Source organism: Streptomyces sp. NPDC043878 (genome assembly GCF_056435735.1).
Map to the genome: position 1 here is coordinate 33,069 of NZ_JBWKDW010000012.1, position 14,044 is coordinate 47,112.

At 68.7% G+C, this 14,044-nt stretch carries 15 protein-coding genes and 1 pseudogene; 11 read left to right on the top strand and 5 right to left on the bottom strand.

The window, feature by feature from the left end:
- The first annotated feature begins 14 nt into the window (after nucleotides 1–14).
- Entirely contained in the window at nucleotides 15–551 is a 537-nt protein-coding gene (locus tag AC07AZ_RS18030; RefSeq protein WP_478848758.1) for a hypothetical protein, read from the top strand.
- Nucleotides 552–683: 132 nt separating this feature from the next.
- Here the strand turns inward: AC07AZ_RS18030 and AC07AZ_RS18035 are convergent, their stop codons facing one another.
- Nucleotides 684–2,042 (bottom strand): M14 family metallopeptidase, encoded by a 1,359-nt coding sequence (locus AC07AZ_RS18035; RefSeq protein ID WP_478848760.1) that lies wholly within the window; start codon nucleotides 2,040–2,042, stop codon nucleotides 684–686.
- A 181-nt stretch (nucleotides 2,043–2,223) separates the two neighbouring features.
- On the opposite strand from AC07AZ_RS18035, the pseudogene AC07AZ_RS18040 reads away from it, so the two are divergent.
- Nucleotides 2,224–2,441, top strand: a pseudogene (locus tag AC07AZ_RS18040) (Nramp family divalent metal transporter); the annotation flags it as partial.
- Between the two features lie 78 nt (nucleotides 2,442–2,519).
- On the opposite strand, the gene AC07AZ_RS18045 reads toward AC07AZ_RS18040, so the two are convergent.
- The 4 genes from AC07AZ_RS18045 to AC07AZ_RS18060 form a co-directional block, all read right to left on the bottom strand.
- Entirely contained in the window at nucleotides 2,520–3,764 is a 1,245-nt protein-coding gene (locus AC07AZ_RS18045) for a hypothetical protein (protein ID WP_478848762.1), read from the bottom strand.
- Between the two features lie 76 nt (nucleotides 3,765–3,840).
- Complete coding sequence (locus tag AC07AZ_RS18050; protein ID WP_478848764.1) at nucleotides 3,841–4,350, bottom strand: SigE family RNA polymerase sigma factor; 510 nt, start codon at nucleotides 4,348–4,350, stop codon at nucleotides 3,841–3,843.
- A 65-nt stretch (nucleotides 4,351–4,415) separates the two neighbouring features.
- Nucleotides 4,416–4,607: a hypothetical protein gene (locus AC07AZ_RS18055; protein WP_478848766.1), complete on the bottom strand. Its 192-nt coding sequence runs from the start codon at nucleotides 4,605–4,607 to the stop codon at nucleotides 4,416–4,418.
- A 10-nt stretch (nucleotides 4,608–4,617) separates the two neighbouring features.
- Complete coding sequence (locus tag AC07AZ_RS18060; RefSeq protein WP_478848768.1) at nucleotides 4,618–5,469, bottom strand: helix-turn-helix domain-containing protein; 852 nt, start codon at nucleotides 5,467–5,469, stop codon at nucleotides 4,618–4,620.
- A 271-nt stretch (nucleotides 5,470–5,740) separates the two neighbouring features.
- On the opposite strand from AC07AZ_RS18060, the gene AC07AZ_RS18065 reads away from it, so the two are divergent.
- From AC07AZ_RS18065 to AC07AZ_RS18105, 9 genes are all read left to right on the top strand, one after another.
- On the top strand, nucleotides 5,741–6,253 hold the full coding sequence (locus AC07AZ_RS18065; protein WP_478848770.1) for an ATP-binding protein: 513 nt from the start codon (nucleotides 5,741–5,743) through the stop codon (nucleotides 6,251–6,253).
- A 102-nt stretch (nucleotides 6,254–6,355) separates the two neighbouring features.
- Complete coding sequence (locus AC07AZ_RS18070; RefSeq protein ID WP_478848773.1) at nucleotides 6,356–6,670, top strand: hypothetical protein; 315 nt, start codon at nucleotides 6,356–6,358, stop codon at nucleotides 6,668–6,670.
- 7 nt (nucleotides 6,671–6,677) lie between these two features.
- Nucleotides 6,678–11,099 carry a DUF6531 domain-containing protein gene (locus AC07AZ_RS18075; RefSeq protein ID WP_478848775.1) on the top strand — a complete coding sequence of 1,474 codons (4,422 nt, stop codon included), beginning with the start codon at nucleotides 6,678–6,680 and terminating at the stop codon, nucleotides 11,097–11,099.
- 14 nt (nucleotides 11,100–11,113) lie between these two features.
- Nucleotides 11,114–11,668: a hypothetical protein gene (locus tag AC07AZ_RS18080; protein ID WP_478848777.1), complete on the top strand. Its 555-nt coding sequence runs from the start codon at nucleotides 11,114–11,116 to the stop codon at nucleotides 11,666–11,668.
- A gap of 40 nt (nucleotides 11,669–11,708) precedes the next feature.
- Nucleotides 11,709–12,206, top strand: coding sequence for an Imm50 family immunity protein (locus AC07AZ_RS18085; RefSeq protein ID WP_478848779.1), 498 nt, complete (start codon nucleotides 11,709–11,711; stop codon nucleotides 12,204–12,206).
- Nucleotides 12,196–12,603 (top strand): Imm50 family immunity protein, encoded by a 408-nt coding sequence (locus AC07AZ_RS18090; protein WP_478848781.1) that lies wholly within the window; start codon nucleotides 12,196–12,198, stop codon nucleotides 12,601–12,603. Before AC07AZ_RS18085 ends, AC07AZ_RS18090 begins: the two co-directional genes overlap by 11 nt.
- Nucleotides 12,604–12,647: 44 nt before the next feature.
- The gene (locus AC07AZ_RS18095; RefSeq protein WP_478848783.1) at nucleotides 12,648–13,127 is read left to right on the top strand and encodes a hypothetical protein; all 480 of its coding nucleotides are present in this window, start codon (nucleotides 12,648–12,650) and stop codon (nucleotides 13,125–13,127) included.
- Nucleotides 13,124–13,657, top strand: a complete 534-nt coding sequence (locus AC07AZ_RS18100; RefSeq protein ID WP_478848785.1) for a hypothetical protein — start codon at nucleotides 13,124–13,126, stop codon at nucleotides 13,655–13,657. Before AC07AZ_RS18095 ends, AC07AZ_RS18100 begins: the two co-directional genes overlap by 4 nt.
- Entirely contained in the window at nucleotides 13,651–14,031 is a 381-nt protein-coding gene (locus AC07AZ_RS18105) for a hypothetical protein (RefSeq protein ID WP_478848787.1), read from the top strand. The genes AC07AZ_RS18100 and AC07AZ_RS18105 overlap by 7 nt, the downstream gene beginning before the upstream one ends.
- The last annotated feature ends 13 nt before the right edge of the window (nucleotides 14,032–14,044 follow it).

Here is a 14,044-nt window from a genome sequence, read left to right on the forward strand (position 1 = left end):
CCATACTGCCCGCTGTGGAGCAGCGCATAGGTTCGAGCAGCCAGCCCCTGGAGGGCGCCGGATTCGACCCGGCATTCATCCCCGGGCTCACCGCGCCCGCGTCCGCCCAGCCGGACGAGGACGCGGTCGAGACCGACACCGAGGCCGAGGACGGAGCCGAACAGCCCGCCGACAAGGCGTCCTTGGTCAAGGAACCGGCCGAGGAGTCCGAGGCCGGGGACGAGGAGGAGACCCCCGAGGGTCCCGTCTTCGAGGCGTCCGACCGCCGGGCGAAGATCGTCGCCGACGCCCGGGGCGTCCGCCTCAGCCTCGACGAGGAGCGGTGCGAGTTCCGCTGGGACGAGATCGGCGCGGTCGAGACGGAGACCCCCCGCTTCGGCAAGCGGTTCACGGTCACGGTCCACACCCCCGACCGCCGCTGGTACCCGATAGAAATCGAGGCCACGGCCAGGGCCCGCTTCGCCGAATGGGAAGCCCAACTGGACGAGGTCCTGGACGCCTACTTCGAGGACGACACCGAGGAAGCCCCGGCCGAGACCGAAGCACCGTAGGGGGCGCGAGGAACCGCGCACGCCGGCGCAAACTCCCCGCACCCTTGACCAGGGGTTCACCCAGTCACCTCAGGGGCGCGGGGAACTGCGCAAAACGCCAACACCAACTCCCCGCGCCTCCAGTCACACCGCCTACGCGCAGTACTGCGCCGCCTTGCCGATGGACCGGTACATACAGTCCGCGTTCTCCAGCAACTGCAGCACCGCATCCCGGTTCCGGGACGTCTCCCGCTCGATCACCTCGTCGGGCGGGTAGAACCCACCCCCCGAACTGGACGTCGGGTACATCTCGAAGGTGTAGTCGAAGATCTTCTGGGTGCCCCAGAGATAGTCGTCGATCGACCCGTCCGTGATGTACAGGTCGCTCGACTGCTCAGCCGTGTACCCGTTGCTGGCGGCCATCTTCTGTCCGACGGTCTTGAAGGCGTTGTAGTCGTCCGCCGTCATCCCCGTCGCCGTGTCGGAGTACGTGTACCCGAACGGCCACAGCACCAGCTCGCTGTAGGTGTGGAAGTCGATCCCCGCGGTGATCTGCTGCTTCCCGCCGACGACCCGGCCGCGCACGAAGTCGGCGACCACCTTCACCTCGGGCGCGGACTCTGCGGCGGCCCCCCGGTAGGTCTCGGAGGACGTCGAGCCCGAGGATCCGCCGCAGCAGCCCCACTTGAAGTTCCAGTTCCGGTTCAGGTCCGTACCGACGTACGAGGAACCGGAGTTGGGCTGGCGGTTCTTGCGCCACGAGCGGTAGGAGCCGCTCGCGATGTCGTACTCGCCGCCGTCCGGGTTGAGGTCGGGGACGATCCAGATCTCGCGGTTGTCGACCATGCTGGTGACGCGTGGGTCGCTGCCGTAGCCCGCGCCCAGTTCACGCAGCAGGTACAGGGCCATCTCCACCGTCATGTGCTCGCGCGCGTGCTGGTGGAAGGTGAGGAGGACCTCCGGCTCGCTCTCGTCGGTCGCGACGTTGTCGCTGACCTTGATGGCGACGATGTCCCGGCCCTGGTAGGACTTGCCGATCACCCGCCGGCTCATGATGTTCGGGTAGGCCGCGAGCCGGGTGTTGATCTCGGAGGTCATCTCCGCGTAGTTGTGGTACTTCGAGTCGGCCGACGGGAAGTCGAAGAGGCGCAGGTCGTCCGCCGCCGTGGAGCGGTCCGGGGCGGCGCCCAACGGAGAGACCTCGTACCCCTGTCGGCGGAGCTTGTCGATCTGGGCCGCGCGGCCGGAGACGACGACCGTCTCCTCGTCGGCTTCGTCCACGCTCACGCCGGTTCGCGCGATGGCGGTGCGGGTGAGGGGGGTGCTGTGGTCGACGTGGATCTCGTACTGGCGGATGTCGTCGGGCCCCGGGGCCGCGGCGCGGGCGCTGTCGGCGGTGGCGCTGGTCACCGTGGCCGAGACGGGGGCGGCGAGGGCGAGGGCCATCAGGGCGGCGAGCGCGGCGGTGCGTCTGCCGCCGCGGACGCCTGATCCTCGTATCCGAAGTCGCATGCGAACTCCTTGTTTCTCCAGGGATCCGGGGTCTCCGGACGTGGGGGAGTGGAGCGGGGGGTGGTTCGGCGACGTGCTGGTGCGGGTGTGCCGCTCATCGTCCAGGTGTGGCATGAGCAGGTCAAGACGAAGTCAAGCGTCAATGGCGCGTTTCGGCCTCCAGGGCGTATCGGATGGAGGCGCGCTGCCCCTCCGGGCGCTGTTCCCGGACGTGACGGACCTCAAGGCGTGGGCCGTCGCCTGCGTCTGGTGAGCCCGGCCTTCGTCTGGTTCAACAGGTACGCCGTCTTCGAGAAGGGCATGACGGTCCTGGTGGGCGTCGTGTTCGCGGTGACGGTGTACCTCGCGATCAGGGTGACCCCGACCCCGGGCGAGGCGTTCGCGGGTCTCCCGCCGGTCCCCGGTGCTGTGCGCGAAGCGCGTCTGGGACCAGCTGTGGTCGGAGTTCCTCTGACCCGGCGCGCTCCCGGCCACCGCCTACGACAGCACCAGCCACCTGTCGCCGAGGGCGACCGCCCGCAGCTGCTTCATCGTCAGCGCGGGCGTCTCACGGGTCGGGGCCTGGTGCTGCGTACCGGCGTTGAAGGCGCTGACGACGACCCGGAACCCGTCGGGCCGCAGGGTGTCGACGGTCCACATGACGCCCCCCTCGACGCCCTTGTCGCCCGGCCCCTGGTGCTCCGCGACCAGCGTGCCGTCGTCGAGCTTCTCCGCCCCGGCGAAGAGGTCGCCGGCCACGTCGCCCATGTTCCGCTGCGCGTTGACCTGCACGAGACTCCTGCCCTTGCCGTCGTCGACGACGGCATAGGCGTAGTCGCCCTCGCCGTGCCGGGAGACCACCTTGACGTTCTCGGGCAGCAGCGCGACCAGCGTGGACAGGACCCGGGCACCGCCGAGGGCGTCCTGTTCGGCGGTGCCGGCCGTGGGCGCCGCGGGTGTCCGGGGGATCGTGTCGACGGCCCGCCGCCAGGCCGCGGCCGCGGCGACATGCTCCAACCGGTCCGCGTCCAGGGGCGGGAGCGGCCTGGAGACGGCCGCGTCCTTCTCGGCGGCCGCGTTCCACTCGTTCACCGAGACGTGCTGCCCGGCGGGCGTGACCAGCTCGGCGCTCCACCGTTTGGTGTCCACGCGCCGGTCCGGGTACTCGTACCCCTTGAGGATCACGACCACCGATCCGTCGGTCAGCACGCGGCGTTCGCATCCGTCCTGCGGGATGAGCGTCCTGTCGGGGCAGGTGCCCCACTGGCGGGCCTGCTCGCTGCCCGGCTCGACGCGGTCCAGGCCCACGGAGAGGGCCGCCCTGCCCCGGCCGTCGTCGAACACGGCGCTCACATACCCCTGACCCGTCTCCGGACCGCGCGCCTGGGTGTCCGTGAGCTTCCCGCCGGGGAGCAGCCCCTTGAGCGTGTCGATCAGCTCCCGACCGGTGACCGCGGGGGGCGGCGTGCTCGGCCGGGCGCTCGGCGAAGCCCCGCCCACCGAGTCGGACGCTCCTGGCCGGCCGCCTCCCCAGGGCACGAGCAGCACCCCGCCGACACCGGCGAGCGCGACCCCGGCCGCACCGCCCAGGAAGGCCGCCCGGCGCCGGTGTGCCAGCCGCCGACCGCGCACCGCCCCCGCGGCGACCAGGGCGGGCCGGTCGGTGTCGAAGGTGCCGCCGGTCTGGTGCAGGGCGTCGGTGAGCCGCGCCTCGAAGGAGTCGCTCGGGTGGTGAACGGGCATGGCGAACCACCGTTTCTACGATCGCTGGGAACAGGTCTGTGAGACAGGGGGCCCGGATGGGAGCCGGGGGACGGGCTCAGGGCCGGGCGTACTCGCCGAGGTCGCTGCCAAGCAGCTCCCGCAACCGGCCCAGGGCACGGGTGGACCGCGTGCGTACGGCGGCCGAGCTGGCGTTCATCACGTCGGCGGTCTCCTCGACCGACCGGTCCTCCCAGTACCGCAGGACGACCACCGCCCGGTCCTTGGCGGGCAGCCGGGCGAGCGCCTGGAGCAGGGTCAGCCGCAACGACGTGTCACCGTCACCGGCGCCGGGCAGGTCGGGGAACACGTCCGTGGCACGCTCGGTGCTGCTGCGGCGCCGCTGATGGGCGAGGAAGGCACGGGTGAGGACGGTCTGCGCGTACCCGGCGGGGTTGCCGACCCGGGCCATGCGGTGCCAGCGGACGTAGAGCCGGCCGAGGGTCTCCTGCACGAGGTCCTCGGCGAGATGCGTGTCCCCGGCGGTGAGCAGACACGCGGACCGGTAGAGATGCCCGGCGCGCGCCGCGGCGAACTCCGCGTACTCGTCCGCTCGTGCCTGTCTCATCCATGCCCCCCGGTTACGTGCACATCGTCCTCACCTCATTGATGCGGTGACCCCCGGGAAATGTTTCAGATCAGGTGATCGGCCTTGCCCGCCTTGATGTCGAGGATCATCGTCCGCAACGCGTCACGGCTGTCGACGAGAGGGACGTCCTCGGCACCGGCTATGGCGATGTAGGCGTTGCCCTGGGGGTCGGTACCGAGGCGGAAGCAGGAGTTTCCCTCCCCGCAGAAGGGTTCTTCCCAGGCGATGTCAGTCATGGCCGACTCCTCAGACGTCGTTGGCGATACTGCGGATGAAGTCGCGCGATGCCGAGGGAGACAGGGCGATGCGCTCCATCCAGTCCAGATGGGCACGGTACTTGGCCAACTGCGTGTCGGCGTGCAGGAAATCGGGCCCGTGCGAGTTGTCGATCTGGACGGTGTCGAGCTGCGGGACGGGCCCTTCCGCGTACACGACGGTCTGCCCCGCGCCGGGGAAGGCCCCAGCCTCGAACGGAATCACGAGCAAGGTCACGTTGTCCTGCTCGGAGCGCTCCAGCAGGTGACCGAGTTGCGCCGCGGCCACCTTGCGACCGCCGAACTGCATCCGCAGCGCCGCTTCGTGCACCACGGCCACGAACGCGGGCGGGTTGTCGCCGTCGAGCACCTGCTGCCGCTCCACCCGGTGCGCAAGGCGCAGGGAGACCTCGTGCTCGGGCAACTGCGGGATGACGACGCGGAAGACGGCGAGAGCGTGATCGGAGGTCTGGAGCAGCCCGGGGACGTGTACAGAGTAGGCGGCCCGCATCCGCACGGCGTGAGCCTCCAACTCCGCGATGTCCTGGAGCCCTTGGGGCAGCGTGCCGCGATACCTGTCCCACCAGCCGCGCTGTCCCGACTGTGCCATGTCCACCAGCGCCTCGACGTACCGCTCGTCCTGGCAGTCGCAGTTGCAGGCGAGGGTGCGCACCCGCTCCGGACTGATCGCGCGGACGCCGGACTCGATGTGGGAGATCTTCCCCCGGTCCACGCCCAGAAGTCCTGCGGCGTACTCAGCGGACACGCCCGCTGACGTGCGCATCCTGCGGATCTCGGCCCCCAGCCGCCTCTGACGCTCCGTGGGCGACGTCCTCGCTGCCATGCCGTTCCTTCCCGCGCGCGGTCCCGTGCAGTCTGCCGCTTGAGCGTGCGACCCCTCCACGAATGGGCGTAACTTTCCCAGTGTGGGGCCAAATTAGCCCCCATGTTGGGTACGTTGGGTGCAGCGAACGCTACTCGCCGTACCGGAAGCGCATCGCACGCGTCTGCCCGCCGTCTCCTTCCCTGGGAGGGGTGGGCGCGTGTCAGGGAGACATGCCACCGGACGCCTCGGCAGCCGCAGTTCACCCTTGTACTCCAGTGAAGGAGCCGTCATGTCCGCGTCCCGCTGCCCACTCGCCCCCGCCTTCTCGGCCGATCCGACGAAGCCGACCCCGGAGACCCTGTCGTACAGCTTCACGCTTCCGGCGGCCCTCGCCAGCTCCGCCCTGGCGCGGGCGACGACGCGGGAGGTGCTGAAGGCGCACGGACTGGACGAGATCAGGGACCCGGCGGTGCAGGCGGTCGGCGAACTGGTGGCGACGGCGGCGCAGTTCACGGAGTCGAGGAACTTCTACCTGTCCCTGCGCTACCGCGCCGACACGCTCAAGGTCATCGTCTACGACAGCCACCCGCGTCACACGCAGCCGCAGCTCGCCACGGCCTGCGACACGCGCCGGCGGGCGGCCCTGCGCGTCCTGGCCTGCGTCTGCCGGGCGTGTGACGGCGCTTGGGGATTCGGGGAGTCCAGGGAGCCGTCGAGCGGTACGCGGATGTGGGCCGCACTGCCGAGGGCGGGTGCCGCGCGGTACGGGGCGCCCGTGAACGGGGCGGTGGGCTCGGGGTGATCTTTACTTCCCCTTGATCCGGCCCATACCTCCCGCATAACCGCTCTCCCTAGTGTCGTGGGGTTGGCATGTGCACAGAGCGAAGTACGGGGGCTGGACCGCATGTCGGATCTGAGCAAGGAGGCGGCGTCGATGCGCACGGCGGCGTCGGGGCTGCGCGGGGTGGGGCAGCAGCACACGGCCAAGCCGTTGCAGGAGTTCGTGGCGGAGTCGCACGACCTGTCGGCGCTCGGCGCGCTGGGCTCGCTGCTGAGCGCGACGGAGGAGATCCGTGAGGGGATGACCACCCTGGCGAAGCTGACCGGGCAGCTGGCGGAGGAGTGGGAGGCGGAGGCGAAGCTGATCGGGGAGGTCTCCGACGCCTTCGACCTGCTCGACGTGCTGCTGGCGGCGGCGGCCCGGCCGGCGAAGGACTGAGCCGGCCGTGGTCGACCTGAACCCGTTCCACTACATCAACAAGTTCAACCACATGTTCGGCGACTCGGTCGCCAGCGGTCTGGAGTTCCTGGGCATCACCGATCCGGCGGTGGACCCGGACGGCGTACGGGAGATAGCCAAGAAGTGGCGGCGCCTGGCCACGGGCCTGGACGACGCGGCCGCCGCCGCGCAGCGGGCGCTGTCGGACGTGCGGTGGGAGGGCGAGGCCGCGAAGGCCCTCAACAAGCGCTCCAAGGCGGCCCGCAAGAACGCCACGGACATGGCGGACGCGCTGCGGGACGGCGCCAAGGCGCTGGACGACTTCGCGGACCAGGCGCACGAGTTGCTGTCCGAGATCGGCGTGATGCTCGCGGAGATCGTCGAGTTCGAGATAGCGGGCCTGGCGCTGGACGTCCTCACCGCGGGGGCGTCGTCGGTGGCGGCCACGCTGGTGGCGGGCGAGCGGGCGCTGAAGGTGGTGGCGCTGATCGCCCGGATCGAGGAGGAGGGCACCGCGCTCGCCTCGGTGGTCCGCGGGGTGATGGAGGTCATCCGGGGCGTGGAACGGGCGCTGAAGGCGCTGAAGGAGATCCGGGGCGTCGCGTCGGTGGCCAAGATGGCCAAGGAGGGCGCGAAGTTCTCGGCGTTCGCGACGCTGCTGGAGGACCCGGGCGCGTTCAAGGACCCGGAGAAACTCGCCGGCATCCTGGCCGAGGGCGCGGTGATGGGCGTCGGCCTCGGCGTCCTGGGCAAGGCACTCGGCAAGGGCCTGAAGGCACTCAAGCCGGCCGAACTGGCGAAGTTGAGCGAGGCGTTCAAGCTCAACTGCGCCGCGTTCGAGCGGCTGAAGCTGAACCCGGGCTTCGAGAAGCTGCCGGCTTCGGTCCGCAACATGCTCAAGACGTTCGTGCGGGACCCGATCGACGTGGCGACCGGCGACATGGCCCTGTCCCGCACGGACGTGTCCCTGCCGGGTGTGCTCCCGCTGGTCCTGGAGCGCGTCCACCTGTCCTCGTACCGCTCGGGCGGCTGGTTCGGCCCGACCTGGGCCTCCACCCTCGACCAGCGCGTCCAGGCCGACGAGGACGGCTTCGTGTACGCGGCGGCGGACGGCGCGCGGCTGTGCTTCCCGCGCCTGGACGCGGAGACCAGGGAGCCGGTCCGCCCGGAGACCCCCGGCTCCCGCCTGACCCTGTCCTGGGACGCGGAGACCGACGGCGCGATCCGCGTCACAGACCCCGACACCGGCTTGGCCCACGTCTTCCACGGCCCGGTCGCGGCGGCCGGCGGCACGGCGGTGGACCTGCCTCTCCAGCACATCGAGGACCGCAACGGCAACCGCGTCACCGTCGTCTACGCCGAGGGCGACATCCCCGCGGCGGTGGTCCACTCCGGCGGTTACCGCGTAGCGATCGACCGGGACCCGTCCGACTCCCGTGTCACGGGCCTGCGCCTGCTCGACCCCACCCGTCCCGGCGGCTCCGGCACCACCCTGCTGACCTTCGCCTACGACGAGCGGGGCCACCTGTCCGAGGAGACCAACTCCTCCGGTCTGCCGCTGCGTTACACCTACGACGCCGAGGGCCGCATCACCTCGTGGACGGACCGCAACGACACGACGTACCGCTACACCTACGACGAACGCGGCCGCGTGACGTCCACCGGCGGTACCGGCAACGCCCTCGCCTCCACCCTCACCTACGACGACACGACCCGCACCACCCACGTAACCGACTCCCTCGGCCACACCCGCACCTACGAACACAACGAGAACCTGCGCCTCGTCCGCGAGACGGACCCGCTGGGACACACGACGCACCGCATGTGGGACGCCGAGCAGCGACTCACCGCCATCGTCAACCCGCTGGGGCATGCCGTGCGCTACCGCTACAGCGACAGCGGCCGAATAACCGCGGTCATCCGGCCTGACGGCCGCGAACTGTCCTCGGAGTACGACGCACTTGGTCTGCCCACCCTCATCACCGGCCCTGACGGAACCGTCTGGCGCCAGGAGTACAACGAGAAGGGTGATCGCACCGCTGTCACCGATCCGGCGGGGGCCACCACTCGCTTCGCCTACAACGGCTCGGGGCACCTTCTGTCCGTCACCGACGCCCTCGGCAACACGACACGGGTCCGCTGTGACGGGGCCGGCCTTTTCACGGAGACCATCGGTCCACTCGGAGCGCGTTCCTCTTTCGAGCGCGACGCTTTCGGCCGTCCCACCGTGATCACTGACCCTCTCGGAAACGTGACGCGCCAGGAGTGGACGGTGGAGGGCAAGCTCACCCGCCGCATCGCATCCGACGGCACGATCGAGGCATGGAAACACGACGCGGAAGGCAACTGCACCGAGCATACGAACGCGCTGGAAGCAGTCACCCGATTCGAATACGGTCCTTTCGACGTGCCCACGGCGCGCATGGGGCCGGACGGCGCGCAATACACGTACACGCACGACACAGAGTTGCAGCTCATCAATGTCACAAGTCCCCAGGGGCTGCAATGGAATTATGTGTACGACTCGGCCGGGTACCTTGCGGCTGAGACGGATTTCGACGGTCGTACCGTCACCTACAGCCACGACGCGGCGGGGCGCCTCAACACCGTCACAGACCCACTGAGCTGCACGACCTCGTTCGAGCGCGATGTGTTGGGTCAGACCACTCGAAGGGTCACGCCCGACCAGGCCGTCGACTTCACGTACACCCCCGCGGGGCGGCTCAGCACGGCCACCACCGGCGACTCGACGCTCACGCTCCACCATGACATAGCCGGTCGTTTGCTTTCCGAGTCGGTCAACGGCCGTACTACGAGGTATACGTACGACACGCTCGGACGCCGTACGAGCCGTACCACCCCTACCGGCGCGGTCAGCCGCTGGACCTATGACGAGGTCGGCCGGTGCGACGAGTTGAATGCCGGAAATCACCGGATCGCTTTCACCTATGACGCGGCTGACCGGCTACTGACCCGTCTCGTTGGAGAGACGATCACTCTGTCCAACGCTTTCGACAGTGCGGGCCGCCTCACGTCCCAATCAATGTTGGACGTTGACGGGGAGAGCCTTCAGCGGCGGGACTACACCTATCGGGTGGACGGTTGTCTGGTCAGTGTTGACGACTCGCGGGCGGGAACGCGGCACTTCGACCTCGACGCGAGAGGCCGCGTCACTTCGGTGCGAGCAGCAGAGTGGACGGAACACTACGCATACGATGTCGCCGGTAACCAGACAGACGCGTCCTGGCCCTCCACGCACCCTGGTCACGAGGCCACTGGAACGCGCGACTATGTCGGCACGCGCCTGACTCGGGCAGGGAAGGTCCGCTACGAGCACGACGCCGCGGGTCGGATCGTCTTGCGGCAGAAGTCCCGTCTTTCCCGCAAACCCGACACATGGCGCTACACCTGGGACTGCGAGGACCGCCTCACCTCCGTCGTCACTCCCGACGGAACCAGGTGGCGCTACCTCTACGACCCACTCGGTCGCCGCACCGCCAAGCAACGCCTCGCCTCGGACGGCGTCAGCGTTGTCGAACAGACGAAGTTCACCTGGGACGGCGCCACTCTCTGCGAGCAGAGCACGGAGGCGGCGGACCTGCCTCATCCGATCACCCTCACCTGGGACCACCAGGACCTGCAGCCGATCGCCCAGACCGAGCGCGTCGGTGTCGACGACGTGACACAGGATGAGATCGACTCCCGCTTTTTCGCAATCGTCACCGATCTCGTCGGCACACCGACCGAGCTTGTGGACGAAACCGGCAGCGTCGCCTGGCACGCTCGCTCCACGCTCTGGGGAACGACGTCCTGGCCATCCGGCAGCACGACGTACACCCCGCTACGGTTCCCGGGCCAGTATTTCGACCCCGAAACCGGACTGCATTACAACTACCACCGCCACTACGACCCGGAGACCGCCCGCTACCTCACCCCTGACCCCCTGGGCCTGGCGCCGGCTCCCAACCCGTCCACCTACGTGCACAATCCGCTCTCGTGGATCGACCCCGTCGGGCTCGCTCCACGTTGCGAGGAAACCGTACTCGGATACCGCAAGCAGACGGACTTCCCGCAGAGCCGACGTATCCATATAGGTGAGGACGGCAAGGTGACCATCACGGGCAAGGGATTCCTTTACGTCAATCTGAGCGGGGACATAGGGCATACGGTTCAGTTCCGCGGTGAGGGCGGGCAAATCGTGGAATTCCAGGTATCAGCCGCATTTCGCGACAAGATCAGAAGGACGGCTATACCGCAGGAGCGCCAGGAGGGGTTCACGAAGGAGGAGTGGAAAGAACTCAAGAAAATCTGCCCCGAGATCTCGGATCCGACCATGGGGGATGACCTCTATGGGATCCCCGGAGGCATGTTGAAGGAGTTCCGGGAAGAAGTGGCAAAATACCCGGGTCGGGTAGTGGACGAAGGCTGACGGAGAAGCGCTGAATGTTTCACGAGATCGAGGACATCGAGCAGGAGAGGGACCGGGTGTCGCATCGGCCGACGCCGGAGGGGGCACCCCCCGTGCTGTCGGCTTTCGACGTGCGGACGAACTGCCCGGTCGAGGAGTTCGCTTCCAGGGTGCGATCCGTGCTGGCTCCCGCCCTCCAACTGGCGGTCGAGCAGCCGTTCGACGGAAGGGATCTTCCTGTGGACACGCTGCCCGACTGGTTTGTCGCGGCCGCACGGGGAGCCTCGGCGCCGGTGCCCGAGTTCGCGCGACGGGGTATCGAGCGCTACACCGAAGAGATCGGTCGCGGACCCTGGGACCTGCAGGACTGGCTCTACCAGGCCGACCCGGAATCCGAATCCCGCGGCTGGGCCTGGTGGGACGTGACGCGGACAGGCGACGGGGAGGCGCGCATCTGGGTGGACTCCTGGGGCGAGTCCTTCTTCGCCTGCGACGAACTCCGGTGGCTCGCCTACGTGTCCGGCGGCGAAGAGGTGAGCGGCCCCACCCTGGTGAGGACGAGTGACTGGGTCACTGCGACCGAGTCATGATTCCTCGCCGCCAGGCCCCAACCGCGAGGAGCGCTGCCTCGTGACCGTCGAGGACCACCTCGTCAATCCGGATGCGCTCGGCTCGCTTTACTGCCAGGCTCTGGACTGGAGCCGGACCAGAATTCGGTCGATCAATCTGGACTGGCGCGGACCGACGGTCACCTTGCGGGTCGACCTGCCCGCCTTTCCGGTCTTCCCACCGGGCGAGTGGGTCGAGGCGGGCCTGGACACCGCGCAGTGTCAACTCCAGTTCCTCGCAGTGGAGAATCTCGCCCTGACCGAGTGGGCCGTGCCCGCTGTCGGCAGCCTGGACATGGCGCCCTGGGGCACGGAGCGACGTATGCGGGTGAAGGTCCGTGGGCAAGGGCTGGCCCTGCGGTTCGACTGCAGTGAATCGGTCCGCGTCGGCCATGTGAGTGCCTTCGCAGTCCGTCCGGACGGATCGGACGACGGCCCCCACCTGTTCGTGAGCAAGGTGGACGCCCGCCGCTTCTCCACCCTCCCCGCGACCCATGAGAAGACCTTCTATGCCCGCTGACTGGACGAGACTCCTCGCATCACCCGAATTCCTCGGACCGCTGTACGACGGAAATCCACCCTCTCCGGAGGTCTGCGATCTCTTCTACGTGCACATCGACGAACGCGCGCTTTCCGTGACACTGGGTTTCGATACGCGCGTCTTTCCGGCGAGTCCCACTCCTGAGTGGGAGGAAAGGAATCTCAACGCCTTCGAGTTCCACCTCTTCTTCACCGGAGTCGAGGGGCTTCGAGTCACAGGCTGGGGTGCCGTCGAGGCGCGAGCGATCGACCTCGCGGTCACCGAGGACGGGGGTCTCCGGGTGCTCCTGGGCGCGGAGAACTCAGGCATCACGTTCCGAGCGGCGACGCTGAGCCTGGCGAAAACCCGCGCCTACCTGGCCTCGGACAGCCCATGAGGCGCAGGACATCGACTGGCCGAGCGCATGTGGCCGGGCTGAACATGACCTTCCGTAAGTGGGAGGCGCGATACTTTCCTGCCGGTGAGCCCGTCGAGGCGGCCGAGCCGATCGTCGGCTTCGACGAGCCGGAGGACCGCTTGCTCGCCGACCATCCCCGAATGCGCCGCATCCTGGTGCGCGGACGCCCTGGCCGGCCGCTGCACCGCTACTACCTGCACTGGAGCGACGGGACCGACCTGGACTCCCTCGACGGGCGTGTGGCCTCCGGCACAGCGACCGAAGCGGACTTCGCCGACGCCGTCGTCGGGGAGCCCCTCGACATCACGCACCCGGTCTGCGGCGCCGACCTCCGCGTCATCGCTCTGGATGTGGTGCTGCCCCTGTTCCCCGACAACACCGAGCGCTCGCGTTGGCACGCGTACCGAAGAGGGTGTCCTGTGTGCGGAAAACAGCTGATGGGCAACGTACTTGAATTCATCGGGCCTGCGGTGTCGCCAGTCAAGGAGGACCGTGCACCGTGAAGACGAACACCAGGATGAACGAGTTCCTCGCAGCGGTGAAGCCAGGCGCCCTGGAGGAGGACGTGCCCGACTCCTTCCGCGCCGTCGTCCGAGCGGGCTGGACCCTGGACGGTGACGCGCAACTCCTGACAGCCCTGCGTTCCGGCTACTCGGGGCGCGGCCGTGGGCAGTTCGACGATGTCATCCACTACGAGGCCAGTGTGAACGGCCGCGGCATGACGGACTACGACCTGCCTCCCTCGGGCCCGGCAAGGCTCGAAACGTTGCTGCGCCGTTCCCTCGGCTACGTCCGCACGGGTCTCCTGGCTGTGCCGCCGACGCTGTCGTGGCCGATGCTCGGATACGTGTCCCTGGCCGCGGGCGGACCGGCGGACGACGTACTCACCGCGAACGTCACCTTCTGCTCCCGTCGGCCGAACCGGCCGGCCTATGTGGACGACATCGAGGCGTACACGCGGGAGGCGCTGGTGGAGGTCTCCCAGGAAGAAGCGGCAACCCTGTTCGCCAAGGTGGTCGTCGTGAAGTGCTGACCACGCCCTTCGGAGAAGTCATGTACCGAGAGTTCGTTGTGCCGGACGATCAGGAGATCCTCGAAGCGATCGGCGAGTGGCCAGAGGCCGGGGAGGGCAGCGAGGCTCGCCTGCTCACTCTGCGGGGCGAGGGCGTCGAGCGGATCCTCCTCTCTTACGACGCTCTCGCCAGATCAGTGAGGGTTCGCTGGAGGAACGGTGGCGGCGACGAAATCCTCGACCTGTTCCGCGAAGGCGCGACTCGTATGACGGTGCACGCGGAGTCGGGCGCCACCTACGTCTCGCTGGAGTTCGAGTCGGACGAGCAGTCCGGCAGGCTTGTCATCCGAGCGTTCCCGAGCCTGACCGTGACCGATCGGCTCCTCTTCGTCTGATCGGGGGCTACGG